Below are 25,447 nucleotides of genomic sequence, written 5' to 3'. Positions count from 1 at the left end.
TATTCCTCCTACTTTTTAAACAGCATCCGACGAGCCAAAGCCACCTGTTCGTTGACTCAGACTTTGATCTTGATCAGCTTTTAGGAAAGGTAAAAAGATGCCTTGTCCAATTTTCTCGCCTTTTTTAATTGTTAAATCAGTTAACCCAAAGTTCGTAAATTGGAACATAATGTGTCCTTCATTCCCTGGATTATTGTAATAATCACTATCAATTACACCGATACCATTTGATAACACTAAGAAACGTTTCAGTGGGTTACTTGAACGATTCGCTAATTGTAAAAACTCATCTTCGCCCATATATGACTTAATCCCCGTAGGAACGAGTACTGGTTTAATTTTCTTTTGTAATTGTGTTTCATCACCAACTCGGCGACTGAACCATTGTTTCCAAATACTTGGAATCGTGACATCTGCGGCTGCTTCAAAATCATAGCCTGCTGCTTGATGGGTTGCTCTTTGCGGAAGATTAATTCCTTGTCCTTCATAACTTGTTACTACTTCAAATCCACGTATTTTCATGTTCATCCTCCAATAAAATGCTATTCCCATTTTAACATAACTTCCCTAAAAGTTAGAATCTGAATTAAAATTGTCGCATTCTTTATGAATTTTTAGATAATTCAAACAACAAACGAATAAAACATGACGAAATCATAATTTACTAGTACAATAGGACAAAGTCTTTAAATCTACTACTATTATGAGGTGAAGAAATGCGTCAATCGTTAAAGAATACACAACGTTTAGTTATCAAAGTCGGAACAAGCTCACTTATCCATTCAAATGGGACCATTAATTTATCGGCTATTGATGAACTGTCTTTTGTTTTAACTGATTTAAAAAACAAAGGAAAAGAAGTGATTTTAGTTTCATCAGGTGCCATTGGTGTTGGTATGCACCAGTTGAATTTAACGAAACGACCCACCTCAATTCCCGAACAACAAGCTGTCGCAGCTGTTGGTCAAGCTGCTTTGATGAATATTTATGCCCAACGTTTTATGAGTTACAGCCAACAAACCGCTCAAATCTTATTGACTCGTGATGTCATCGAATACCCTGAAAGCCGTAAAAATGTCATTAATACGTTAGAACAACTACTTGATATGGGCATTATTCCGATTATCAATGAAAATGACACCGTGGCCATTGACGAACTCGAACATTCAACCAAATTTGGTGACAATGACCAACTTTCAGCGATTGTGGCACAACTGACAAAGGCCGAATTATTGATTATGTTGTCAGATATTGATGGTTTCTATTCGGAAAACCCTGCGAATAATCCAGAAGCTCTTTTATACAACCATATTCAAGAAATTACCGAAGAAACGATGGCTCAAGCAACCGGTCCAGGCAGTACGTTTGGAACTGGCGGCATGAGTAGCAAATTAAAAGCTGCTCAACGCGTTTTTGAAATTGATAGCAGTATGGTCTTAGCCAATGGGAAACAACCAAAAATTATTTTTGATATTTTAAATGGTGCTGAAATTGGCACGCTTTTTAAAAAAGGAGGAAAATAAATGACGGATTTAACTTTATTTGGACAACAAGCAAAAGCAGCGAGCCAAAAATTGGCCCTTTTAGATACGAACCACAAAAACCAATTACTAGAAAAAATGGCGACCGCCCTTGAAGAAAATATCGCACTTATTTTATCCGCTAATGAGAAAGATCTAGTTTTGGCCAAAGAAAATGGCATGGCAGAAACGATGCTTGATCGTTTACGTTTAACCAAAGAACGAATCTTACAAATCGCAGAAGGGGTACGTCAAGTCGCTATGCTGACAGATCCAATCGGTGAAATTGAAAAAATGATCAAAAACGAAGATGGGTTAATGATTGGACGCCAACGTGTCCCTCTTGGTGTGATTGGGATTATTTATGAATCTCGTCCAAATGTGACCGTCGATGCAGCGAGTCTTTGTTTTAAAACTGGGAATGCAGTGATTTTACGTGGTGGCAGAGAAGCCAGTCATTCAAATCAACAATTAGTCACGATTTTACAAGACACACTGATTGCTAATCATGTCACTCCCCATGCGATTCAACTGATTACCGATCAATCGTATGAAGTCGCAAATGAATTTATGCGTCTAAATCAATATTTGGACGTGCTTATTCCACGTGGTGGCGCTGGTTTAATTCGTCGTGTGAAAGAATCTGCAACCGTACCAGTCATTGAAACAGGAACGGGAAATAACCATATTTACATCGATGAAGACATTGATCTACAAATGGCATTAGACATCACATTCAACGCCAAAGTGCAACGTCCTTCCGTTTGTAATGCGATTGAAACCATTTTAGTCCATGAATCCGTAGCACCGGTCTTCTTATCTGAACTCGAAAAATTACTCGCTCCAGCTGGCGTAAAACTTTTTGCTGATAAACAAGCCAAAGCCTACTTACAAACTGCTGAATTGGCAACTGAGCACGATTGGGAAACAGAATACTTAGATTTAATGCTAGCAATTAAAGTCGTTCATTCGTTAGACGAAGCGATGACTCACATTAATCATTATGGAACCGGTCACTCTGAAGCGATCGTTTCAAATAATTATTTTTCAACTCAGCGCTTCTTGAACGAAGTTGACGCTGCCGCAGTTTACGTAAATGCCTCTACGCGATTTACCGATGGATTTATGTTTGGTTTTGGTGCTGAAATTGGGATCTCAACGCAAAAACTCCATGCGCGTGGCCCGATGGGATTAATGGAATTAACTTCTACGAAATACATTGTTTACGGAAACGGACAAGTTCGGAAATAAATTTTCTAGTTAGGAGTGGTTTAAAATAAACAAAAGCCTTTCTTATCTCAGTCGATTCTTTGCATTCTTAGCGATTTTTGGGATTTTTGCTGTCTTATCTGGATCAGAAAATGTCAATTTAGGTGCCGTGATTTTCCCGGCAAGTATTGCCTTGTTTTTCTTTTGTAAAATACGGGCGATTCCAGTTAATACGCGCTATTTGTATTTTAGTTTGCTTTATTTAAGCACTACGATACTTAGCATTTTGGCGCAAATACAACAGATTAAAACAGTTGATCCCCCTACAACTTTGATTTTACTTGCTTTCACTTTGATATTCTTCTTAAATAGTGAACAAAAAAAGAAAAATAAAAAATCAGAGACATCATCCTGAAGAGGATGGTTGTCTCTGATTTTTTTTGTTACCCTAAAGCTACGTCTAGTATCATCATAATAATAAAGCCAAGCATCGTTCCAAAAACACCAAAGTGGCGATGACCTTCTGTTGAAATTCGAGCTTCAGGAATCAGCTCTTCAACTACGACATAAATCATCGCTCCGGCAGCAAACGCTAAGGCATAAGGTAAAATCGGCGTCATCTTAACGACAAGTAGAGCGCCCGCGACACCCGCAATCGGTTCAACTAACCCCGAAGCTTGTCCATGGAAAAAGGATTTAAATCGGCTGAGACCTTCTTGTTGTAGCGGAATCGAAACAGCCGCCCCTTCTGGAAAATTTTGAATTCCAATACCAATGGCTAGCGATAAGGCACCCAATACTGCAGCACGTGGATCATCAGCGCTGGCTGCGGCTCCAAATGCCACTCCAACGGCTAAGCCTTCTGGAATATTGTGTAACGTAATTGAAAAAACTAATAAGACCGTTCGTTTTAAATGACTTGGAATACCTTCTTCTTTTTTATTCGCACCAAAATGAATGTGCGGTAAAATTTTATCTGCTGCGTAAAGGAATAGTCCGCCTAATCCAAAGCCAATGCTGACAACCAGCCATGCAATATGCCCATTTTCTTCTGCTTGCGCAATCGCCGGATCAAGTAATGACCAAAAACTGGCCGCAATCATCACACCTGAAGCAAAACCTAACATCAAGCTTAGTACATTTCGATTAATATTTTTAAAGAAAAAAACTAATCCTGCACCAAGTGCGGTCATCAAGTAAGTAAAAGTTGTTCCTAATAATGCCTGTTGCCATGGAGCTAACGTCATGAACCAATCGATCATTGGATTTCTTCCCTCCCTAAATAAAAAAAATCAGTATTTAATACTTGTAGCATATCACATTTTTTAGTTATAGTATATTTTTTTTAGGCAAGCCGAATTCTCATGAAAAAAGTAGTCTTACAGTGATTTACTTGAAAATTTCACATATTCCTACTATAATGCATAGAGACCTTTGTCAATAAAAATTAAAGTGAGGAAAAGACTTGATTACAGTAAGTGATGTTAGTTTGCATTTTTCAGATCGCAAACTTTTTGATGATGTAAATATTAAATTTACCCCTGGAAATTGTTATGGTTTGATCGGTGCAAATGGAGCTGGTAAATCAACTTTCTTGAAAATTCTATCTGGTGAAATTTCGCCTTCAACAGGAAATATAACCTTAGGACCAGATGAGCGTTTAGCTATTTTAAAACAAAACCATTTTGATTTCGAAGAATTTGGTGTACTTGAAACAGTTATGATGGGACACAAACGTCTATATGACGTTATGAAACAAAAAGATGCCATCTACATGAAAGAAGACTTCAGTGATGAAGATGGGATTCGTGCAGCAGAACTAGAAGGCGAATTCGCTGAGTTAGACGGTTGGGAAGCAGAATCTCAAGCGGCAATGCTATTACAAGGTTTAAACTTACCTGATGAATTGCATGACTTACAAATGAGTGATTTAAATGCAGGTCAAAAAGTCAAAGTTTTACTTGCTCAAGCATTGTTTGGCAAACCTGACGTTCTATTACTTGATGAGCCGACAAACGGATTGGATATCCAATCGATCGCTTGGTTAGAAGAGTTTTTAATTAACTTTGAAAACACGGTTATCGTGGTTTCCCATGACCGCCACTTCTTAAACAAAGTATGTACACATATGGCCGATTTAGATTTTGGTAAAATTCAATTATTTGTTGGAAACTACGACTTCTGGTTGGAATCAAGTCAATTAGCTACGCGTCTACAGTCACAACAAAACTCGAAAAAAGAAGAACAAATTAAAGAGTTACAAGATTTTATCGCGCGTTTCAGTGCGAATGCTTCAAAATCCAAACAAGCAACGTCTCGTAAGAAAATGTTAGATAAAATTACATTGGATGATATTAAACCTTCATCTCGTCGTTATCCATTCGTTGGTTTCAAACCAGAACGTGAAATCGGAAATGATGTCTTACAAGTTGAGAACGTAAGCGTGACAATCGATGGTAAAAAAATCTTAGATAAGATTTCATTTACTTTAGGTCGTGAAGATAAAGTTGCCTTCTTAGCAAACGACGATATTACTACAACAACGTTATTTAAAGTGATTATGGGTGAGATTACACCTGATGAAGGAACGGTACGTTGGGGTGTTACAACCAGTCAATCTTACTTGCCGATTGACCCTAGCGCTGAGTTTGATAACGACTTAACGATTGTTGATTGGTTACGTCAATACGCAGACAAAGAAGAAAATGATAATACTTTTTTACGTAGCTTCTTAGGTCGCATGTTATTTTCTGGCGATGAAGTAATGAAAAAAGTCAAAGTCTTATCCGGTGGAGAAAAAGTTCGTTGTATGCTTTCTAAAAACATGCTTTCAAAAGCGAATGTCCTTGTTTTAGACGATCCTACAAACCACTTAGACTTAGAATCAATCACCGCGTTAAACGACGGGCTAATTGCCTTTAACGGTGTCTTACTGTTCGCTTCACATGACCACCAGTTTATCCAAACGATCGCTAACCGCATCATTACCGTTTCAGATAATGGCGTAGTTGACCGTGCCGATACAACTTATGATGAATTCTTAGAAAATAAAGACGTACAAGCACGTGTTGCTGCATTGTACGCAAAATAATTTCATATAAAAAAACGTTAGCCTATTTTACAGGCTAACGTTTTTTCGTATTTATTTTAAAACTACTTGAGAAAAACACCCTAAGAACGATTGACTGTCCACTCATACCTTGCCGTTGGATCGCTTTTAAACGGTATAAAATGAACAGGTGCTGCGGAGATAAGTGTCCACTAGAATAAAATCAAAAAACGATTTTTTCTAATGTCCTCTTATCTCTTGCACCTGAACGTTCATTATTATAACCTCTTTTAGCCAAATTCTTCTCTTGGTGAAAGTGAAGAAAATTTATTGTATTCTTTGATAAATAATAATTCCACGGTTCCACGGGCACCACTACGGTTTTTTTCAATGATGACTTCAATCACGTTATCATTTTGTGGTTCTTCCCGTTGCTCACCATCTTCGCCACCTTCACGTTCGTAATAATCATCACGATACAAGAAAGCTACGATATCGGCATCTTGCTCGATCGAACCGGATTCACGAATATCACTTAGGACTGGTCGCTTATCTTGACGTTGTTCCACTCCACGTGACAGCTGTGATAAGGCGATTACTGGAACTTTTAATTCTTTGGCTAATTTTTTTAGTTGACGAGAAATTTCAGAAACTTCTTGTTGACGGTTTTCGCGTCCAGTTCCTTCGATTAATTGTAAATAATCAATTAAAATCAGACCTAAACCACCACGTTCTTGCGCCAATTTACGACATCGTGCACGAATTTCGGAAATTTTAATTCCGGCAGTATCATCAATAAAAATATTCGCACGCGACAAACTGCCCATCGCAACAATTAAATTGCGCCACTCTTCTTCGTTCAGCTGTCCCGTTCTTAAATGACTTGCCTCAATCGAACCTTCCGCACACAGCATTCGGTTTACAAGGGATTCGGCACCCATCTCTAGACTAAAAATGGCCACTGATTGATCGGTTTTAGTTCCAACATTTTGTGCGATATTTAAGGCAAATGCGGTCTTACCTACGGCTGGTCGCGCCGCTAAAATAATCAGTTCTTCTTTTTGTAATCCGGCTGTCATTTTATCAAGTGCTTGATAACCAGTCGGCAATCCGGTAATTTCTTCATTATTTTGAGCTAAACGATCGATCGTTTCAATCGTATTATTTAAGACATCTGCAATCGATTGGAAACCCGTACTATTGCGTTTTTCCGATACTTCTAAAATGCTTTTTTCTGCTTCATCGACAATATTTTGTACATCATCGCCTTGTTCAAAACTTTTTGTCACAATTTGATTGGCCGTTTGAATTAACTGACGTAAAACAAACTTATCATCGACAATTTTTGCATAATAACCGACGCTGGCAGAAGAAGGGGTCGCCTGACTCAATTCGGTTAAATAACTAATACCACCGACATCTTCTAACGAATTATTACGCTCAATTTCAGCTTTTAGCGTGATGACATCGATTGCTTCACTACGGTCATTCAATTGGACCATACTTTGAAAGATAATCTGATGAGATCGACGATAAAACGATCGCGCTTCAATAATTTCCATCGCATCAATTAAGGTATCACTATCAAGAAAAATCGCACCTAATACGGCCTGTTCTGCTTCTATGTCTTGTGGCGGTATCTTATCTTGCCAAACTTCATTCATGCTTTTCGCTCCTAATCAATTCATTCTTCTCATTCTACTAAAAATCCGTGTAAACAACAATTGACAAGCGCATAAGATTTACTTAAGTCTAATTGGCTGACAACTTACCATCAAAAAAGATAACAAAACGTCGACTGCCTACGCAACAAACGTCTCGTTACCCTTTTAGTGTGCTTGAATGGGCTGTGAGGGGCTCGAACCCGCGACCCGATGATTAAGAGTCATCTGCTCTACCAACTGAGCTAACAACCCAATTCTTCCCTTTTATGGTAACGCCGATGAATAAAAAAAGCAAGTATTTAAAAAGTGTTCATCTACAATCATTTATTTTTTCTTCTAAACAAATGACTAACCTAAGCTCTCACTTAATTCTATTAGACCTCGAAGTAAAAACAGGCCATCTAAAAAATAGGGATGTGACACCAGTCACATCCACTTACTTTTATAAAATTACCCTTGAACGACTTTAACTTTGATTTTTGCTGTTACTTCTTGATGAAGTTTAGCAGAAACTTCTACCGTTCCTAATCCACGAATCGGTTGTTTTAAATCCAATTTACGTTTATCGACTTTAATTTTGTATTGTTTTTCTAAAGCATCGGTAATTTGTTTTGAAGGAATTGAGCCAAATAGACGACCGTCTTCACCCGCTTTGGCTTTAATTTCAACTACGGTTTCTTCTGCTTCAATCTGTGCTTTTAGTTCTTTGGATTCTTGTAAGATTTCAGCATCTTGTTTCGCCTTCGCTTTTTTCTTACCAGCAACTTCTGCTAGGCTTTCTTTCGTTGCTTCTTTAGCTAATTTGTTTTTGATTAAGTAATTTTGCGCGTAGCCAGATGGTACTTCTTTAACCTCGCCTTTTTTACCTTTACCTTTAACGTCTTCTAAAAAAATAACTCGCATATAATCGCTCCTTTAATTTCTACTCTTGTGCTTCTTATTAAAAACTATTTTTTATTTCTTTTCAAGTTTTCCCTAAGTCGCTTGATTCTATCTTCTATTTTAGCATAGTTTGACACTTTTCGTTGCCTAAAAATAAAAAGGACCTCACCTAAGTGAGATCCTTAATTATTAACCCTCTTCGCCTACGAATGGAAGTAATCCCATGATACGCGCACGTTTAATTGCTACAGTTAATTTGCGTTGGTTTTTCGCTCCTGTACCAGTTACACGACGTGGCAAAATTTTTCCACGTTCTGAGATAAATCTTTTTAAAAGTTCAATGTCTTTATAATCGACATGTTCGATATGGTTTGCTGCAAGATAGTCTACTTTACGACGTTTGCGTCCGCCTCTTCTTTGTTGTGCCATCCTATTTCCCTCCTATCAATTTCTTAGAATGGTAAATCATCGTCTGAAATGTCAATTGATGAACCACCGAATGGATCCGATGTGTCTCGATCAAAATTAGGCATTCCGTTTGTTGGAGAAGATTGATTTTGGTTTTGATTGAAGTTATTGTTGTTACCAAAGCTTGGTTGATTCGAATTAAAATCATCACTCGGCGCTGAACGACGTTGTTCATTTGCTGTACGTGATTCAAGTAATTGGAAGTTTTCTGCTACTACTTCCGTCACATAAACGCGTTGACCTTGTTGATTGTCATAATTTCTCGTTTGAATACGGCCTGTCACTCCAATTAGTGACCCCTTTTTCGCATAGTTTGCTAACGTCTCTGCTGACTTGCGCCAGATGACACAGTTAATGAAATCCGCTTCTCGTTCACCGCTTTGGGTTGTAAAGTTACGATTTACTGCTAGCGTAAAAGTTGCTACTGCTGTACCACTTGAAGTATAACGCAAATCAGGATCTTTTGTTAATCGACCTACTAATACAACATTGTTAATCAAAATAAATCATCCTCTCATCGTTTTGTTTCACGTGAAACAATTTATGCTTCTTCTCTAACAATCATATGACGGACAATATCGTCATTGATTTTTGCTAAACGGTCAAATTCATTGATCGCATTTGCATCTGAAGGAGCAGAAATCTTAACGATGTGATAGATACCCTCACGGAATCCGTTGATTTCATACGCTAGACGGCGTTTTTCCCAAACTTTAGACTCGATGACTTCTGCACCGTTATCTTTTAAGATTGTATCGAAACGTTCGACTAAAGCAGTTTTTGCTTCTTCATCAATGTTAGGACGAATGATGTATAAAACTTCATATTTCGCATTTTCCATTGATTTTTCACCTCCCTATGGTCTTAGGCTCCCCTACTTTATAAAGGAGCAGAGAAAGTGGTCATAAATGACTACTCACGGAAAATAATTATACACACTTCTAACTCCTTTGGCAAGTGTTTTGCCCGATATTACCCATAATCTTGTCATTATCAGTTATTTACGCATTAAAAACAAAAAGTTTTTCTGAATTTCAGAAAAACTTTTGCTGTAAAATTATTCTTGTTCGGTTGTTTCTTCTTCGATTTCTTCAGGTTCAACAGTCGTCATAGTCACAACTTTTGCATCTTCTTCCATCTTGATTAAACGAACACCAAGTGTCGCACGTCCCGTTTGTGAAACATCCGCTGTATGGAAGCGAATCATTACGCCTTTGTTCGTAATTAATAACAAATCTTCTTCGCCAGAAACGGTCGTTAAGCCGGCTAACGGTCCATTTTTCGCTGTTACATTGGCTGTCTTAATCCCTTTACCGCCACGGCCTTTAATTGGGTATTCTGAACCTTTTGTTCGTTTACCATAACCATTTTCAGTAATAATTAAGACTTCATCTTCGCCACGAATAATCGAAGCTCCGATTACGTAATCGCCCTCTCGTAAACGAACACCACGTACACCAGCCGCAGTACGTCCCATGTCACGAACAGCTTCTTCTAAGAAAGTCACTGAGTAACCATTATGCGTTCCGATAATCATTACGTCTTCACCAGTTGTCTTCAAGACATTGACTAATTCATCGCCTTCTTTTAAGCCAATCGCAATCAGACCATTGCTGCGAATATTCGCAAATGCCGTCACTGAAGTCCGTTTAACAACACCTAAACGTGTTGTAAAGAAGAGGTAACCGTTACTTGTAATTTCTTCGTTACTCACAGAAACAATCGTTTGAATTTGCTCATTCGAATCGACGCCTAGTAAGTTAATCACCGGAATCCCTTTGGCTGTTCGTCCGTATTCTGGAATCTCATAGCCTTTGGCACGGTAGACTTTTCCGACATTCGTAAAGAACAATAACGTGTCATGTGTCGAACATGAAATCAATGTCTGCACATAATCTTCATCATGAACGCCCATTCCTTGAACGCCTCGTCCACCACGACGTTGCGCTCTAAATTCTGAGTTTGCAACACGTTTAATATAACCATTATTCGTTAAGGTAATCACGATTTCTTCTTCTTCAATCAAATCTTCGTCTTCTAAGTTTAAGACTTCACCAATCAGTAGTTCTGTTCGACGGGCATCGCCAAAGCGTTGTCCAATCTCATGTAATTCCGTTTGAATAATTTCAAGAACGCGCTCTGGTTTGGCTAAAATATCCGCCAAGTCAGCAATTAAAACAAGCAACTCTTGGTATTCATTTTCAATTTTATCACGTTCTAAGCCTGTTAAACGGCGCAAACGCATGTCTAAAATCGCTTGTGCTTGACGATCGGAAAATTCAAAACGAGTAATCAATGCTTCTTTCGCTGCTGCATCATTATTCGATCCACGAATAATCGCAATAATCTCGTCAATATGATCTAATGCAATTCGTAATCCTTCTAAAATGTGAGCTTTGTCTTCTGCACGCTTTTTATCAAATTGCGTACGACGAACGATGACTTCTTTTTGGTGCTCAATATAGTTTTCTAAAATGCGTTTCACACTTAAGACTTTTGGCACACCATTTTCAATCGCTAACATGTTAAAACCAAAGGATGTTTGAAGAGAGGTCATTTTGTATAAGTTATTTAAAATAACGGATGCACTGACATCACGACGCACATCAATGACAATACGCATGCCTTCACGTGACGATTCATCACGTAAATCAGTAATTCCTTCAATCCGTTTATCACGATGCAATTCTGAAATGCGTTCAATTAATTTCGCTTTATTTACCATATAAGGCAATTCTGTAACTAAAATTCGTTCACGACCATTTGATTTTTCGACAATTTCAACTTTTGCTCGAATAATAATCGATCCGCGTCCTGTTTCATACGCACGACGAATACCAGATTTACCCATCACAAGGCCACCTGTTGGAAAATCAGGTCCAGGTAGTACTTCCATTAAATCAGCCGTTGTCGCATCAGGATTATCCATTAAAACGTCAATGGCTGCAATCACTTCGTTTAGATTATGTGGTGGAATATTTGTTGCCATCCCAACCGCAATACCAGTCGTTCCGTTGACTAAAAGATTCGGGAAACGGGCCGGTAACACAACCGGTTCCGATTCTGAATCATCGTAGTTACTCTTGAAATCAACGGTTTTTTTGTTAATATCACGTAGCATTTCTAAAGCTAATTTACTCATACGCGCTTCGGTATAACGCATCGCAGCGGCCCCATCACCATCGACAGAACCAAAGTTTCCATGCCCGTCAACGAGCATGTAGCGGTAACTAAACGGTTGTGCCATCCGAACCATTGATTCATAAATCGCACTATCACCATGGGGGTGATATTTACCCATCACGTCTCCAACAATACGAGCGGATTTTTTATGGGCTTTATCCGGCGTGACTCCTAGTTCATGCATCCCATATAAAATACGGCGGTGAACTGGCTTTAAACCATCACGAACGTCCGGTAGCGCACGGGAAACAATCACACTCATCGCATAATCGATAAAGGAATCTTTCATTTCGTTGATTAAATTAATCTCTTGAACGTTCTTTTTTTGCTCTTCCAAAAATTTTTCCTCCTTCTTCGAATTAAATATCTAAATTTTTCACGTAGTGCGCATTTTCTTCAATAAAAGCACGACGCGGCTCGACTTTATCACCCATTAACATTTCAAAAACTTGATCCGCTTCAACAGCATCTTCGACCGTCACTTGTAGCATTAAACGATTCTCGGGGTCCATCGTCGTTTCCCATAATTGATGGTCATCCATCTCCCCTAAACCTTTATAACGTTGAATACTTGGTTTTGGTGTTGCTGGTAACGAATCAATCACTTCTTGTAAACGCGTTTCAGCCTCTTTTCCAGGTTGAACATAAATGATTTTCTTCCCTTGTTTTACCCCATACAATGGCGGTTGCGCGATATAGACATAACCGGCTTCAACAATTGGACGCATATAACGATAAAACAGTGTTAATAACAACGTACGGATATGAGCACCATCGACATCGGCATCGGTCATGATGACTAATTTATGGTAACGTGCTTTTGACACATCAAAATCTGAACCAAAACCGGTTCCCATTGCGGTAAACAGTGCACGGATCTCTTCGTTCGCTAAAATTTTATCCATTGATGCTTTTTCAACGTTTAAAATCTTTCCTCGAATCGGTAAAATTGCTTGGAATTCACGGCTACGTCCTTGTTTCGCAGAACCTCCGGCCGAGTCTCCCTCGACGATAAACAATTCTGTTTTTTCTGGATCACGACTAGAGCAATCGGCTAATTTACCTGGCAAGTTACTAATTTCTAACGCGCCTTTACGACGAGTGACTTCACGCGCTCTCTTTGCTGCTAAACGCGCACGCGAAGCGAGCAAACCTTTTTCAACAATTTGACGACTAACTGTCGGATTTTCCATTAAGAATTTCAAGAAATGCTCCGAGAAAAGACGATCCGTTACGGTGCGGACTTCAGAGTTTCCTAATTTGGTTTTTGTTTGACCCTCAAATTGCGGATCAGGATGTTTAATCGAAATAACAACGGTTAAGCCTTCACGTACATCTTCACCTGTTAAGTTTTCATCGTTGTCTTTCATAATTTTTTGACGGCGAGCATAGTCATTAATGACACGTGTTAAGGCTGTTTTAAAACCTGATTCATGCGTCCCACCTTCATACGTGTGGATGTTATTGGCAAAACTTAATAAGTTTGTGTGGTAGCCATCCGTGTATTGCATCGATACTTCAACAATAATATCTTGTTGTTCACCTTCAAGGAAAATCGGTTCAGGGAACAGAACGGTTTTATTGGCATTTAAATGCTCAACGTAACTCTTAATTCCACCCTCATAGTAATATTTATTTAAAATCGGCTCTTCTGGACGACGATCTTCAATCGAGATATTCAAACCACGGTTTAAAAAGGCCAATTCGCGGACACGCTTGCCTAATTTTTCAAAATCAAATTCGGTTGTTTCCGTAAAAATTTCACTGTCGGGAATAAAGTGGACTTCTGTTCCGTGACGATCGGTTTCACCAATAACTTTTAAGTCTGAACCTACTTTTCCTCGGAAAAATTCTTGATAATGGATTTGGCCATCTTTATAGACTTTTACATCTAATTTTTCAGACAAAGCATTAACAACGGAAGAACCAACACCATGTAAACCACCAGAAACTTTGTATCCACCGCCACCAAATTTGCCACCTGCATGAAGCACGGTAAAGACGGTTTCAACTGCCGGACGGCCTGTTTTGGCTTGAATTCCAATTGGAATGCCTCGACCATCATCAACAACGGTAATACTATTGTCTTTTTCAATAATGACTTCAATCGTTGTTGCAAAACCAGCGAGCGCTTCATCGATTGAGTTATCGACAATTTCCCAAACTAAGTGGTGTAAGCCTTCAGAACTTGTCGAACCAATATACATACCTGGTCGTTTTCTAACCGCTTCTAAACCTTCTAAAACTTGTATCTGACTCGCATCATATTCTTTTGCTAATTCAGCTATATTTTTTTTTTCTTCGGTCACTGTGCGTTCTCTCCTTTAATTAATCCTTGTTGAACATAGTAAATTTCTGGTTCAACGGTCATTTTATTTTTCAAATGTTCCAATGTCGTTGTTGTTAAAAATGTTTGTACTTTATTTTCAATTGTTTTTAGTAAATGGAGTTGACGAGAGTCATCCAATTCACTCATCACATCATCGAGTAGTAATATCGGGTATTCACCCGTTTCTTCCTGAATTAAATCAATTTCAGCTAGGCGGACACTTAGCGCAGTTGTTCGTTGCTGTCCTTGTGAGCCGAACGTCTGCACATTTTTTTGATTAATCAAAAAAATTAAATCATCGCGGTGCGGGCCGACGGTTGTCATTTGACGGTAACGTTCTTTGTCACGATTTTTAGTTAATGCCGCTAAAAAATCGGTTTTAATCGTTGCTAAATCCGTGTGATCCGCCAATGGCAAACTCGCGACATATTCGATGGCTAATTGTTCTTTTCCTTGACTAATTTGATGATGCAATTGATTGGCCCAGTGTTCTAAGCGTCGAACAAAAAACTGTCGTGCCAAGAAAATTTTACTGCCAAATTCAACCAATTGCTCCGTTAAAACATCTAAATAAAGTTCATCGGTTTGTTTTTTTTCAAACAATTGTTTTAAATATTGATTGCGTTGCTTTAAGATTTTTTGGTATTGGACTAAATCATACAAATAAATTGGATTGATTTGACCAATTTCCATATCTAAGAAGCGACGACGTAATTGCGGACTGCCTTTGACTAATGAAAGATCTTCCGGCGCAAATAAAATCACATTCATTTGTCCAACATAGCTACTTAACTTTTTTTGTTCGATATGATTCACTTTCGTTTTGCGTCCTTTTTTGGTTAGCAAAATTTCTAAAGGAACAGTCGCATGTTTTTTTTGAATGACGCCTTTGATATAAGCATTTTCTTGTTCCCAGCCGATTAATTCTTGTTCTTGCGCCGTTCGATGGCTTCGAGTCATAGATAAAACAAAAATGCTTTCGAGTAAATTCGTTTTACCCTGAGCATTTTCACCTAAAAAAATAACTAAATTTTTATCAAATGTTAAATGGGCTTCGTCATAATTACGAAAATTCTTGATTTGAAGCTCATTCAGTCTCATTTAATTGATCCTGTGATTTCATAAAGAAAGTACCCTCCCCGGGTATCTCAATCATCATGCCAGCATACAATTTTCGACCGCGACGGTTTTCAGGTTCACCGTCGACAAAAACGGTATTATCTGCTAAATACCATTTTGCTTGACCACCGCTACCAATAATATTGGCTTCTTTTAACATTTGCGTTAGCGTCATATATTCAGTTTGTAAATAAATCGTTGTTTTCATTTTATCCCTCAATTCTATCAAGAGTACACTCATAATATTATACCCTTTTATGGGCAAAAAAACAAATTTATCCAGTTATTCTTGGATTTTAGCAACGTTGATGCCTTTTAGTTATTTTCCTTAAAAAAGCAAAAAACGCCTTAAAAGTCATTTTAGGGCGTTTTTCTTATTTTCTGTTTGAAGTTTCATTATTTTCAAAAATAAATGAAAAAGGATAATTAATTCGTACGAACCGGAGTAATTAATTGCACAAATTCGCCTTGACCTTCTGACGGTTCTAAAATAAATGGACGAATTGCCGAAATAAATTGAATTTTAATCGTCGTATCGCCAAAAGCACGTAAAGCAGCTTTCATGTAATCAGGATTAAAGGAAATATCTAACGGTTCGCCAGAAACTTGATTGTAATTAAGGCTTTCTTCTACTTTTCCGATTTCTGGTGAATTTCCATATAAAATCACGCCATCATCGGCAATATGCAAGCGGACAATATTATTGCGCCCTTCATGTGATAACAATGATGCACGATCAATCGCTGCTAAAAAGGCTTTTCCTTCAAATTCAATCGTTGTATTGAAGCTTGTTGGAATTAAACGGTTCGTATCAGGATACGCCCCTTCGAGTAAACGAGAGTAAAACTTCATGCCTTCGATTTCAAATAGCACTTGGTTATCCATCATGCGAATGCTAACATCGCCTTCTTCATCTGATAATGAACGCGATAATTCAATTAAGCTTTTCCCAGGAATCACAATATCAAATTGTTCAGCTGTATCGGCTAATGGAATTTTACGTTGACTTAAACGATGGGAATCCGTTGCAACTGCGAGTAAAACTTCGTTTGATAAAACAAAATGGACCCCTGTCAAAATTGGACGACTTTCGTGTTGAGAAACAGAAAAGACTGTTTCGCTAATGAGTTTATTTAAAACTTGAATCGGTATTTGAATTTGATTTGGTGTGTCGATAATTGGTAAATGTGGATAATTGTCTGAATCCAAGCCATTAACGGTAAAATAAGCTTTCCCTGAAGTAATCTTAACTTGGTTTTGTTCTAAAACTTCTAGTGTAAAATGTTCTTCTGGCAAACGACGAATGATTTCACTAAAGAAACGGGCTTGTAAAACAACGGATCCTGTTCTTTCAATGTTCATTTGTGCATTTTCATCTTCAACACTTAAAAAAGATTCAATTGAGATTTCTGCGTTACTTCCTGTAAGGGTTAATCCTTGATTTGTTAAGTCAATTTTTACCCCTGTAAGAATATTGATTGTTGTTTTTGTGGCTATGGCTCTTTGAACTTTTTGTAGTTCTTGAATAAAAGCATTACGATTTAAAGTTAGTTTCATAATGGCAGCTCCTTTTAGATTGATTATTAATAAAAAAAAGTAGTAGAAGTAGTAGGCCTGTTAGTAATGTGGATAACTACTAATAAACCTCGATAAATAAAGTTTTCCACCTGTGAATAACTTGTGGAAAACTTTATGATTTTTTAAAGACTTATACACAACTAGTTATAAATGATTTCTTTAATTTCTTTAATCTCATTTTGAATAATTGCATCATGTTTTAGTAGTTGTTGAATTTTTTCATGCGCATGAATGACAGTTGTATGATCTTTCCCACCAAATTCGGCACCAATTTTGGGTAGTGAGTTATCAGTTAATTCTCTTGATAAATACATAGCGATTTGACGAGGAACAACGATATTTTTGACACGTTTTTTCCCTTTTAAATCTTTAATTTGTAAATGATAGTACTTTGCGACTTCTTCTTGAATTTGTAGAATCGAAACTTGAGTTAAATGATGGCTAGCTTTTAACGCTTTGAGTGCTTCAGCTGCTAAACTCGTTGTGATATCTGCACTTTGAATCGCAGCAAAGGCTTGAACTCGGACAAGCGCGCCTTCTAATTCACGAATGTTTGAGTCAATTTGGCCGGCAATATAACTTAGGGTATCATCTGGAATTTCAAGGTTCTCAGCTTCTGCTTTCTTACGTAAAATCGCTGTTCGAGTTTCTAAATCTGGGGGAGTAATATCAACTGATAAGCCCCAGGCGAAGCGCGAAACAAGTCGTTGCGGTAAAGTTGGAATTTCATTTGGCAAACGATCACTTGTTAAAACAATTTGCTTATTATTCCGATAAAGTTCTTCAAATGTGTTGAAAAACTCTTCTTGTGTCCCCTCTTTGTTGACTAAAAACTGAATATCATCGACGAGCAATAAATCAACTGTTCGATATTCATTACGAAATTCTTCCATGCGATTTTTTTGAATCGACGTAATAAAATCATTCGTAAAATTTTCACTGCTGACATATTTAATTTTAGCATGTGGGCGCTTGAGTAACATTTGATGACCAATAGCATGCATTAAATGGGTTTTACCAAGACCAACGCCACCATAGAAAAATAGTGGATTATAAATTGATCCAGGATCTTCAGCAACAACTAAGGCTGCTGCATGGGCCATTTGGTTTCCTTTACCAATAACGAAAGTGTCGAATGTATATTTCGAATTTAAAAGGGCCTTGCTCTTGTTTGTATCTTCAAATGCTTCTTTTTTTTGTTCGCTTACTTGTTGGATCAGGCTTTCAGCCTCATCTGGTGTTACAAAGATCGGTAAGATTTCTTCGCCACTCATCATATAAAAGGTTTCTAAAATTTTACTTGCTAGATTTTTTTCCCAATAATTCTTTTGAATCATTGTTGGTACTTCAATAATTAATTGCTTATTTTGAAAGGATAGAGGTTTTGCAGGTTCAATCCACGTATTATAGCTAACTGGATTCATTTCTTTACGATAACTGTCCTGCAATTCTCTCCATATAGTTTCAAGAGATGGCATAATTCATCCTCCTGTAAGAATAGATAAAGATAGATATTACCAATTTAGCATGAAATCAAAAAGTTTTCCACAGAAACACTGAAAAATATAAAAAAAAAGAAATTCATCCACAGTTTCAACAAGGAGTAAAAAAAGAAATCCACAAGGCTAAAATAAAGTTATCCACAAAGACAACTCCCTTGTTGATAACTTGTTTATTAAAAAGTTATGCACAGACAACTATGGATAAAACACATTGATTTAAAAGGGTTTATGTAAAGTTGTGCACAGGAAAAAGCCGGGTTGTGCATAACTTATATTGCCTTGTGAATGTGTGGAAAAGTCGGGGACAAGCTTTGGGACAGTTTTTTTGAAATTGTAAAGAATTCACAGGTAGTTTTAGTGAAAAAAAGTATTTTGTGGATAACTTGGTTTTGATTTGAAGCAACGCATAAAAGAAAATATCCATTTTTTGATTGACAAAAGTGGAGTCCATTCGTTATAATATCAAGGTATGTCGAAAAGTATCGATAGCAATTCCTTTTTTGGAGGTGAAAAGAATGAAAAGAACATATCAACCAAGTAAACGTAAACATTCAAAAGTTCACGGTTTCCGCAAACGTATGAGTACTAAAAACGGTCGCCGCGTAATCGCTAGCCGTCGTCGTAAAGGCAGAAAGGTTCTTTCTGCATAAGCCACTGCAAATCAGTGGTTTTTTTTTATACTTTTTTAGCCGAAAGGGTGATACCTTTTCGGCTAATTATGGTATGATTGATTAGTAGTAATGCAGTAATATAAGTAGAAGGAAATGATGTAAAAGCATGAGAAAGTCCTATCGTGTCAAGAAAGAGAAAGAATTTCAAAAGGTTTTTGTATCGGGGAAATCGTCGGCTAATCGAAATTTCGTCGTGTATGTTTTACCGAAGAAAGATCAAAATCATTTTCGTGTGGGAATCTCGGTTGGTAAAAAAGTCGGGAATGCGGTACGAAGAAATGCGGTTAAGCGCAAAATTCGCGCTAGTCTGCAAGAACTAAGGGAGCAGTTATCGCCAGATGTTGATTTTATAATCATTGCAAGACCTTCTGTCGCACTTTTATCTTTTCAAGAAATAAACTCAAATTTACAGCATGTCTTAAAACTTGCGAAAGTAATTAAAAAGTAATTCAATTGAATGAAGGAAGGAATTAGTCTAGTGAAAAAAAGAAATCGTCTACGATTATTAATGACGATGCTTGTCTTTGTTGTTGTTTTATCCGCTTGTGGAACAGGTGAGATTTCAGCATCGAGTACAGGTGTTTGGGAAGTCATTGTTTACAATTTTGCACGTGCTATCAAATGGTTATCAATAGGAGGCAGTCGTGGTTTAGGAATTATTTTATTTACAATCTTAACTCGAATCATCTTGTTACCATTAATGCACTTCCAAACAAAAAGCATGCGTAAAACGCAAGATGTACAACCTAAAGTCAAACAATTACAAAAAAAATATGCATCAAAAGATATTGAAACACAACAAAAATTACGTGAGGAAACACAAAAGCTTTACGCAGAACATGGTGTTAACCCTTATGCAGGCTGTTTACCATTACTAGTCCAAATGCCAATCTTAATGGCTGTTTACCAAGCGATTTCTCGAGTACCAGAACTAAGAGAAGGAAGTTTCTTATGGATTAAAGTATTAGGCGAGCCTGATCCGTACTTTATTTTACCAATTTTAGCGGCAATCTTTACTTTTGGTAGTACGTACTTATCAAGTATGAGCCAAGTTGAAGCCAATGCGAGCTTAAAAGTGATGAATTATGTGATGCCGATTATGATTTTAGTGATGGCGATTAACTTACCAAGTGCGTTATCTCTATATTGGGTGATTTCAAATGCCTTCCAAGTGGGACAAACATTATTGATTAACAATCCATTTAAGATTATTAAAGAACGTGAGGCCGTTGCAAAAGCGGAACGCGATCGTATCAAAGCATTACAAAAGGCACAAAATCCAAAGAAAAAACGTAAGAAATAATAAAAACGAAAAGCATAGAAGAATAGAGGGGAGTTATACAGATGTCAATTTTTGAAGCAGCAACGATTGAAGAGGCGATTGCTCAAGGACTAAAGGCACTTGATCTAGAAAGAGATCAAGTATCAATTGGAATTGTTGAAGAAGGAAAAAAAGGCTTTTTAGGGATTGGTAAGAAAAATTTCCGAATTTCAGTGGAACCAATTGTTTCAAAAGAAGTGGAAAAAAGCTCCAGTACCGAAAAACTGATTAAAGAATCACCAGTTAACGCAGCAATCATCGAAAAACCAGTGAGTGCAACACCAAAAGCCAAAAAGTCCGCTACTTCTGAAGGTGTTACGGATGAAGAAGCATTGACCCAGCTAGCGATTTATTTAACCGATATTTCAAAAGCACTGAATGCTCCTGCTCTTGTTAAGATGACACGTGAAGATCATTTATATGTTTTCCAACTAGAGACAGAGAAACAAGGGATTTTGATTGGGAAACACGGAAAAGTCTTAAATGCTTTGCAATATCTATCGCAAGTCTTTATTCATCGCCTAGCACAAAATAAAATTTCAATTGTAATCAACGTTGGTAACTATCGTGAAAAACGCCAAGCGATTCTACAACGCCTAGCGGAACGTACGGCAGAAAAAGTCGATCGTACCGGGCGTCCAATCTTCTTAGAACCGATGCCTGCTTTTGAACGCAAACAAATTCATGCAGCGTTAAGTAAGAAGGATTACGTAAAAACGCACTCTGAAGGTGAAGAACCGTATCGTTACTTAGTCGTTGAACCGGCAAAAAAATATTATTAAAAAATCGACCAACACCATGATTGAGAAGGTGTTGGTCGATTTTTTTTGTTAACCGCCAATTGTTGAATTACGAAATTGGACAATCGTCCCATAAGCTGAAATACGGACAATCGGTTCTTCAGGATTCATTTGTTCATGTGCATAAGAAAAGTGGCAATTAATAATGGCATCGGCGCTGTACTCGAGTGCTTTTTCTTTTAATTGTTGAATGACGATAGTAAAAAGGTCATTTGGATCTTTTGTTGTGTTAAAAGTCGGAAAATCAATGGTATTCATCGCAAAAACGATGTCCCGAACAATGTAGGGACGACTGATATTTCCTGTAGCGAGCATGATTTTGTCGATGCTTTGTTGCGGATCAACTTGCTTCATTTGACGCATCCTTTCTGGAGTCGAATAATAAAACGCTCTTTCTTCTTTATATTAATCCTTTTTAGTGACTTAAGCAAAACTTAAAAGGAGTCAGACTTGTCAGCTTTAAAAAAATATGCTACTCTATGACAAGAATTCAATCAGACCAAAGCAGTCAAAGTGCAAAGTCTACCCGAACGTTTAACGTCTAAGGGTGGAGTGTGCGCTTTTTTTGTGTCAAAAATTAGGAGGAATTTCATTGGCAAAGTTTACGCAAGAGTTCGATACCATTGCAGCAATCTCAACGCCACCGGGTGAAGGTGCGATTAGTATTGTTCGTTTGAGTGGCGATGACGCCTTTAAAATTGCGGATCGCATTTATCGTAACGGTTCAAAAAAATTACAAGAAGTCGCAAGTCACACGATTAACTATGGTCACCTATATGATCCAGCAAATGAACAATTAATTGATGAAGTCATGGTTTCTGTTATGAAAGGACCTAAGACGTTTACGCGTGAAGATATTGTTGAGATCAATTGCCATGGTGGGATTGTTGTCGTTAATCAAATTTTACAGCTCTTATTACGTCAGGGTGCTCGTTTAGCTGAACCAGGAGAATTTACCAAGCGTGCCTTTTTAAATGGTCGTATGGACTTATCACAGGCTGAAGCCGTGATGGATTTGATCCGCGCCAAGACCGATCGTGCGATGCATTTAGCCTTGAACCAATTAGATGGTAACTTATCGACGTTAATTCGTGCGTTACGCCAAGAAATCCTAATGACACTGGCTCAAGTAGAAGTTAATATTGATTATCCAGAATATGATGATGTCGAAGAATTAACGACACAATTACTCGTTGAAAAAGCCCATCAAGTCAAAGCACAAATTCAAGCATTGCTACAAACTGCACAGCAAGGAAAAATCTTACGTGAAGGCTTAAGTACCGCAATTATTGGTCGACCAAACGTTGGAAAATCAAGCTTGCTGAATCATCTTTTACAAGAAGAAAAAGCGATTGTTACCAATATTGCAGGAACAACGCGTGATGTGATTGAAGAATACGTCAATTTACGGGGCGTTCCATTGAAACTCATCGATACCGCAGGAATTCGTGAGACAGAGGATGTCGTTGAACGAATTGGTGTGGAACGTAGTCGCAAAGCATTAACAGAAGCGGACTTAGTATTACTCGTTTTAAATCAAAACGAAGAACTGACAGCCGAAGATCAGCAATTAATTGAAGCAACGAAAGATAGCAAACGAATTATCCTATTGAATAAAACCGATTTAACGCCTCGTTTAGATCAAGAAATGTTACGTAAATTGGTAGGAGAGACACCGATTTATGCAATTTCAGTCTTAGAAAACGATGGATTTGACTCATTAGAAACAGCGATTGCAAACCTATTCTTTGGTGGGAAAACGGGCGAAAAAGATGCCTCTTACCTTTCAAATACACGCCATATTGGTTTATTAGAACAAGCTGTTCAAGCGCTAGATGAAGTCTTACATGGCATTGAAATCGGCATGCCAGTTGATTTAGTGCAAATGGATATGACGCGTTGTTGGGATTATTTAGGCGAAGTGGTCGGCGATAGTGTACAAGATGAATTAATTACACAGTTATTTAGTCAATTTTGTTTAGGGAAATAAGGAAGGAAGAACAATTCATGCAATATTATGAAGGCGAATCATTTGATGTTATCGTTGTCGGCGGCGGACATGCCGGCTCAGAAGCAGCATTAGCAAGCAGTCGCATGGGCTTAAAAACAATGCTCATTACATTAAATTTAGATATGGTCGCATTTATGCCATGTAACCCCTCAGTTGGAGGCCCCGCAAAAGGGGTTGTTGTCCGCGAAATCGATGCCCTTGGTGGCGAGATGGGGAAAAATATTGATAAAACCTATATCCAAATGCGGATGTTAAATACAGGAAAAGGTCCTGCTGTTCGCGCTTTACGTGCACAAGCAGATAAACAAGCCTATGCAGCAGAAATGAAGCATGTCATTGAACAAGAAGATTTGTTATCGTTACGTCAAGGTATCGTGGATCAAATTATTGTAGAAGACGGTGTTTGTCGTGGAGTAATTACATCAGCTGGGACAAAACATTATGCCAAAGCGGTTGTGATTACTGCGGGAACGGCTTTACGTGGTGAAATTATTATCGGTGAGTTAAAATATTCTTCCGGTCCGAATAATTCATTACCAGCAGTTGCACTAGCCGATAACTTAAAAGAACTAGGATTGGAAATTGAACGCTTTAAAACTGGAACACCACCACGAATCAAAGCGAGCAGTATTGATTACTCTGTGACAGAAATTCAACCAGGGGATGAGACGCCAAATCATTTCAGTTTTGCAACGCCAGATAGTAAGTATTTGCAAGATCAAGTACCATGTTGGTTAACTTATACTAACCCAACTACCCATCAAATTATTCAAAATAATTTACACCGTGCTCCAATGTTTACCGGAATTGTTGAAGGGGTTGGCGCGCGCTATTGCCCATCAATCGAAGATAAAATTGTCCGTTTTGCCGATAAAGAACGCCATCAGATTTTCTTAGAACCAGAAGGCTTAAATACTGAAGAAGTCTATGTTCAAGGTTTGTCTTCTTCTTTACCCGAAGATGTTCAAATGGACGTGTTACATTCAGTCGTAGGATTAGAAAACGCGCAAATGATGCGTACTGGTTATGCGATTGAATATGATGTGGTCGTCCCTCATCAATTACGTCCAACACTCGAAACCAAAAACATTGAAAACCTCTATACAGCAGGTCAAACAAACGGGACAAGTGGCTATGAAGAAGCAGCTAGCCAAGGACTAATTGCCGGTATTAATGCGGCTTTAAAAATCCAAGGAAAAGAACCACTCGTCTTAAAACGCAGTGATGGTTATATCGGTGTAATGATTGATGATTTAGTCACAAAAGGGACAACAGAGCCCTATCGTTTACTAACGTCTCGCGCCGAATATCGTTTAATTTTACGTCATGATAATGCTGATTTACGTCTAACACAAATGGGCTATGATATCGGACTTGTAAAAGACGAGCAATACAACGCATATAAGAAGAAAAAAGCCGCTGTTGCTGAAGAGATTGAGCGCTTGAAAGGCATTCGATTGAAACCAACCGCAGAGCTCCAAGCTTTCTTAGAGTCGATCAACTCAGCAACACTGAAAGATGGCATCTTAGCCTATGAAATTTTACGTCGACCAGAGATTTCTTATGCTCACCTTGTCCCTTTCATACCTGAAAAACCGGGTGAAGCCTTAACCAATAAGGAAATTGAACAAATTGAAATTCAAATTAAATACGAAGGCTACATCAAAAAAGCGATGGAAAAAGTTGATAAGTTAAAACGCATGGAATCAAAACGCATTCCAGAACGAATTGACTATGAGGCAATTAATGGCTTAGCAACTGAAGCACGCCAAAAATTACAAAAAATCCAACCCGAAACAATCGCCCAAGCTAGCCGAATTAGCGGTGTCAATCCAGCTGATATTAGTATTTTGATGGTTTACATCGAACAAGGTAAGATTGCGAAGGTAAAAGAGTAAATCATAAGCGAGCGGTTTGATGTTTTTTTGAAAGTACAGACTTTAAAACCCGTTTAGCTATGAAATCTAGGAGTTGTAACTTTTGTTGCAGCTCTTTTTTTGTTTTAATTTTACTGGGAACGGGCATTGATTGTGAAGCAGGAATCAAATGTTTCACGTGAAACGCTAACAAAATCTCTCACTAATGAAAAGAATCCCTGTATAACTAGCTAAAAAGTTGACAATTCGCTACTATTGTTATAA

23 protein-coding genes and 1 tRNA gene are annotated in these 25,447 nt (G+C 37.9%); 9 read left to right on the top strand and 15 right to left on the bottom strand.

Going from position 1 to position 25,447, the window contains the following annotated elements; all coding sequences use genetic code 11:
* Positions 1–15: 15 nt before the first annotated feature.
* On the bottom strand, positions 16–522 hold the full coding sequence (locus IEV09_RS10560; RefSeq protein WP_188368271.1) for a dCTP deaminase/dUTPase family protein: 507 nt from the start codon (positions 520–522) through the stop codon (positions 16–18).
* 194 nt (positions 523–716) lie between these two features.
* Here IEV09_RS10560 and proB point away from each other — a divergent pair, with 194 nt between their 5' ends.
* The gene (proB, locus tag IEV09_RS10555; RefSeq protein ID WP_188368270.1) at positions 717–1,523 is read left to right on the top strand and encodes a glutamate 5-kinase; all 807 of its coding nucleotides are present in this window, start codon (positions 717–719) and stop codon (positions 1,521–1,523) included.
* On the top strand, positions 1,524–2,771 hold the full coding sequence (locus tag IEV09_RS10550; RefSeq protein ID WP_188368269.1) for a glutamate-5-semialdehyde dehydrogenase: 1,248 nt from the start codon (positions 1,524–1,526) through the stop codon (positions 2,769–2,771). It begins immediately after the preceding gene.
* A gap of 401 nt (positions 2,772–3,172) precedes the next feature.
* On the opposite strand, the gene IEV09_RS10545 is transcribed toward IEV09_RS10550, so the two are convergent.
* On the bottom strand, positions 3,173–3,991 hold the full coding sequence (locus IEV09_RS10545; protein WP_188368268.1) for a ZIP family metal transporter: 819 nt from the start codon (positions 3,989–3,991) through the stop codon (positions 3,173–3,175).
* Between the two features lie 203 nt (positions 3,992–4,194).
* On the opposite strand from IEV09_RS10545, the gene IEV09_RS10540 reads away from it, so the two are divergent.
* Positions 4,195–5,820, top strand: a complete 1,626-nt coding sequence (locus tag IEV09_RS10540; protein WP_188368267.1) for an ABC-F family ATP-binding cassette domain-containing protein — start codon at positions 4,195–4,197, stop codon at positions 5,818–5,820.
* Positions 5,821–6,068: 248 nt separating this feature from the next.
* Here IEV09_RS10540 and dnaB read toward each other — a convergent pair whose 3' ends face one another.
* The 12 genes from dnaB to dnaA form a co-directional block, all read right to left on the bottom strand.
* Positions 6,069–7,442 (bottom strand): replicative DNA helicase, encoded by a 1,374-nt coding sequence (gene dnaB / locus IEV09_RS10535; protein ID WP_188368266.1) that lies wholly within the window; start codon positions 7,440–7,442, stop codon positions 6,069–6,071.
* Positions 7,443–7,621: 179 nt separating this feature from the next.
* Positions 7,622–7,694 (bottom strand) — tRNA-Lys (locus IEV09_RS10530).
* Positions 7,695–7,892: 198 nt separating this feature from the next.
* Positions 7,893–8,345, bottom strand: a complete 453-nt coding sequence (rplI, locus tag IEV09_RS10525; protein WP_188368265.1) for a 50S ribosomal protein L9 — start codon at positions 8,343–8,345, stop codon at positions 7,893–7,895.
* Positions 8,346–8,513: 168 nt separating this feature from the next.
* Positions 8,514–8,753, bottom strand: coding sequence for a 30S ribosomal protein S18 (gene rpsR, locus IEV09_RS10520; protein ID WP_188368264.1), 240 nt, complete (start codon positions 8,751–8,753; stop codon positions 8,514–8,516).
* A 23-nt stretch (positions 8,754–8,776) separates the two neighbouring features.
* Positions 8,777–9,292: a single-stranded DNA-binding protein gene (ssb, locus tag IEV09_RS10515; RefSeq protein WP_188368263.1), complete on the bottom strand. Its 516-nt coding sequence runs from the start codon at positions 9,290–9,292 to the stop codon at positions 8,777–8,779.
* Between the two features lie 41 nt (positions 9,293–9,333).
* Positions 9,334–9,633, bottom strand: coding sequence for a 30S ribosomal protein S6 (rpsF, locus tag IEV09_RS10510; RefSeq protein WP_188368262.1), 300 nt, complete (start codon positions 9,631–9,633; stop codon positions 9,334–9,336).
* Between the two features lie 216 nt (positions 9,634–9,849).
* Positions 9,850–12,312, bottom strand: a complete 2,463-nt coding sequence (gene gyrA, locus IEV09_RS10505) for a DNA gyrase subunit A (RefSeq protein ID WP_188368261.1) — start codon at positions 12,310–12,312, stop codon at positions 9,850–9,852.
* Positions 12,313–12,334: 22 nt separating this feature from the next.
* The gene (gyrB, locus tag IEV09_RS10500) at positions 12,335–14,284 is read right to left on the bottom strand and encodes a DNA topoisomerase (ATP-hydrolyzing) subunit B (RefSeq protein WP_188368260.1); all 1,950 of its coding nucleotides are present in this window, start codon (positions 14,282–14,284) and stop codon (positions 12,335–12,337) included.
* The gene (gene recF, locus IEV09_RS10495; RefSeq protein WP_188368259.1) at positions 14,281–15,405 is read right to left on the bottom strand and encodes a DNA replication/repair protein RecF; all 1,125 of its coding nucleotides are present in this window, start codon (positions 15,403–15,405) and stop codon (positions 14,281–14,283) included. The genes gyrB and recF overlap by 4 nt, the downstream gene beginning before the upstream one ends.
* A complete protein-coding gene (gene yaaA, locus IEV09_RS10490; RefSeq protein ID WP_188368258.1) occupies positions 15,392–15,631 on the bottom strand; it encodes a S4 domain-containing protein YaaA in 240 nt (79 codons plus the stop codon). The genes recF and yaaA overlap by 14 nt, the downstream gene beginning before the upstream one ends.
* A gap of 218 nt (positions 15,632–15,849) precedes the next feature.
* Complete coding sequence (gene dnaN, locus IEV09_RS10485) at positions 15,850–16,980, bottom strand: DNA polymerase III subunit beta (RefSeq protein ID WP_188368257.1); 1,131 nt, start codon at positions 16,978–16,980, stop codon at positions 15,850–15,852.
* Between the two features lie 161 nt (positions 16,981–17,141).
* Positions 17,142–18,479, bottom strand: coding sequence for a chromosomal replication initiator protein DnaA (gene dnaA / locus IEV09_RS10480; protein WP_188368256.1), 1,338 nt, complete (start codon positions 18,477–18,479; stop codon positions 17,142–17,144).
* A gap of 539 nt (positions 18,480–19,018) precedes the next feature.
* Here dnaA and rpmH point away from each other — a divergent pair.
* The 4 genes from rpmH to jag all read left to right on the top strand — a co-directional run bounded on the left by rpmH (position 19,019) and on the right by jag (position 21,277).
* Positions 19,019–19,153: a 50S ribosomal protein L34 gene (gene rpmH / locus IEV09_RS10475; RefSeq protein WP_071874528.1), complete on the top strand. Its 135-nt coding sequence runs from the start codon at positions 19,019–19,021 to the stop codon at positions 19,151–19,153.
* A gap of 127 nt (positions 19,154–19,280) precedes the next feature.
* On the top strand, positions 19,281–19,622 hold the full coding sequence (rnpA, locus tag IEV09_RS10470) for a ribonuclease P protein component (RefSeq protein ID WP_188368255.1): 342 nt from the start codon (positions 19,281–19,283) through the stop codon (positions 19,620–19,622).
* Between the two features lie 30 nt (positions 19,623–19,652).
* Complete coding sequence (locus tag IEV09_RS10465; protein WP_188368254.1) at positions 19,653–20,477, top strand: YidC/Oxa1 family membrane protein insertase; 825 nt, start codon at positions 19,653–19,655, stop codon at positions 20,475–20,477.
* A gap of 41 nt (positions 20,478–20,518) precedes the next feature.
* Positions 20,519–21,277, top strand: a complete 759-nt coding sequence (gene jag, locus IEV09_RS10460) for an RNA-binding cell elongation regulator Jag/EloR (protein ID WP_188368253.1) — start codon at positions 20,519–20,521, stop codon at positions 21,275–21,277.
* 48 nt (positions 21,278–21,325) lie between these two features.
* Here the strand turns inward: jag and IEV09_RS10455 are convergent, their stop codons facing one another.
* Positions 21,326–21,649 carry a heavy metal-binding domain-containing protein gene (locus tag IEV09_RS10455; protein WP_229731707.1) on the bottom strand — a complete coding sequence of 108 codons (324 nt, stop codon included), beginning with the start codon at positions 21,647–21,649 and terminating at the stop codon, positions 21,326–21,328.
* 238 nt (positions 21,650–21,887) lie between these two features.
* Here IEV09_RS10455 and mnmE point away from each other — a divergent pair, with 238 nt between their 5' ends.
* Both mnmE and mnmG read left to right on the top strand, forming a co-directional pair.
* A complete protein-coding gene (mnmE, locus tag IEV09_RS10450; RefSeq protein ID WP_188368251.1) occupies positions 21,888–23,285 on the top strand; it encodes a tRNA uridine-5-carboxymethylaminomethyl(34) synthesis GTPase MnmE in 1,398 nt (465 codons plus the stop codon).
* Positions 23,286–23,302: 17 nt separating this feature from the next.
* Positions 23,303–25,204, top strand: coding sequence for a tRNA uridine-5-carboxymethylaminomethyl(34) synthesis enzyme MnmG (gene mnmG / locus IEV09_RS10445; protein ID WP_188368250.1), 1,902 nt, complete (start codon positions 23,303–23,305; stop codon positions 25,202–25,204).
* Positions 25,205–25,447: the final 243 nt, after the last annotated feature.

It is taken from the genome of Enterococcus alcedinis (assembly GCF_014635985.1).
Lineage (GTDB): Bacteria > Bacillota > Bacilli > Lactobacillales > Enterococcaceae > Enterococcus_I > Enterococcus_I alcedinis.
This window is presented reverse-complemented; position numbering and strand designations above follow the sequence as displayed.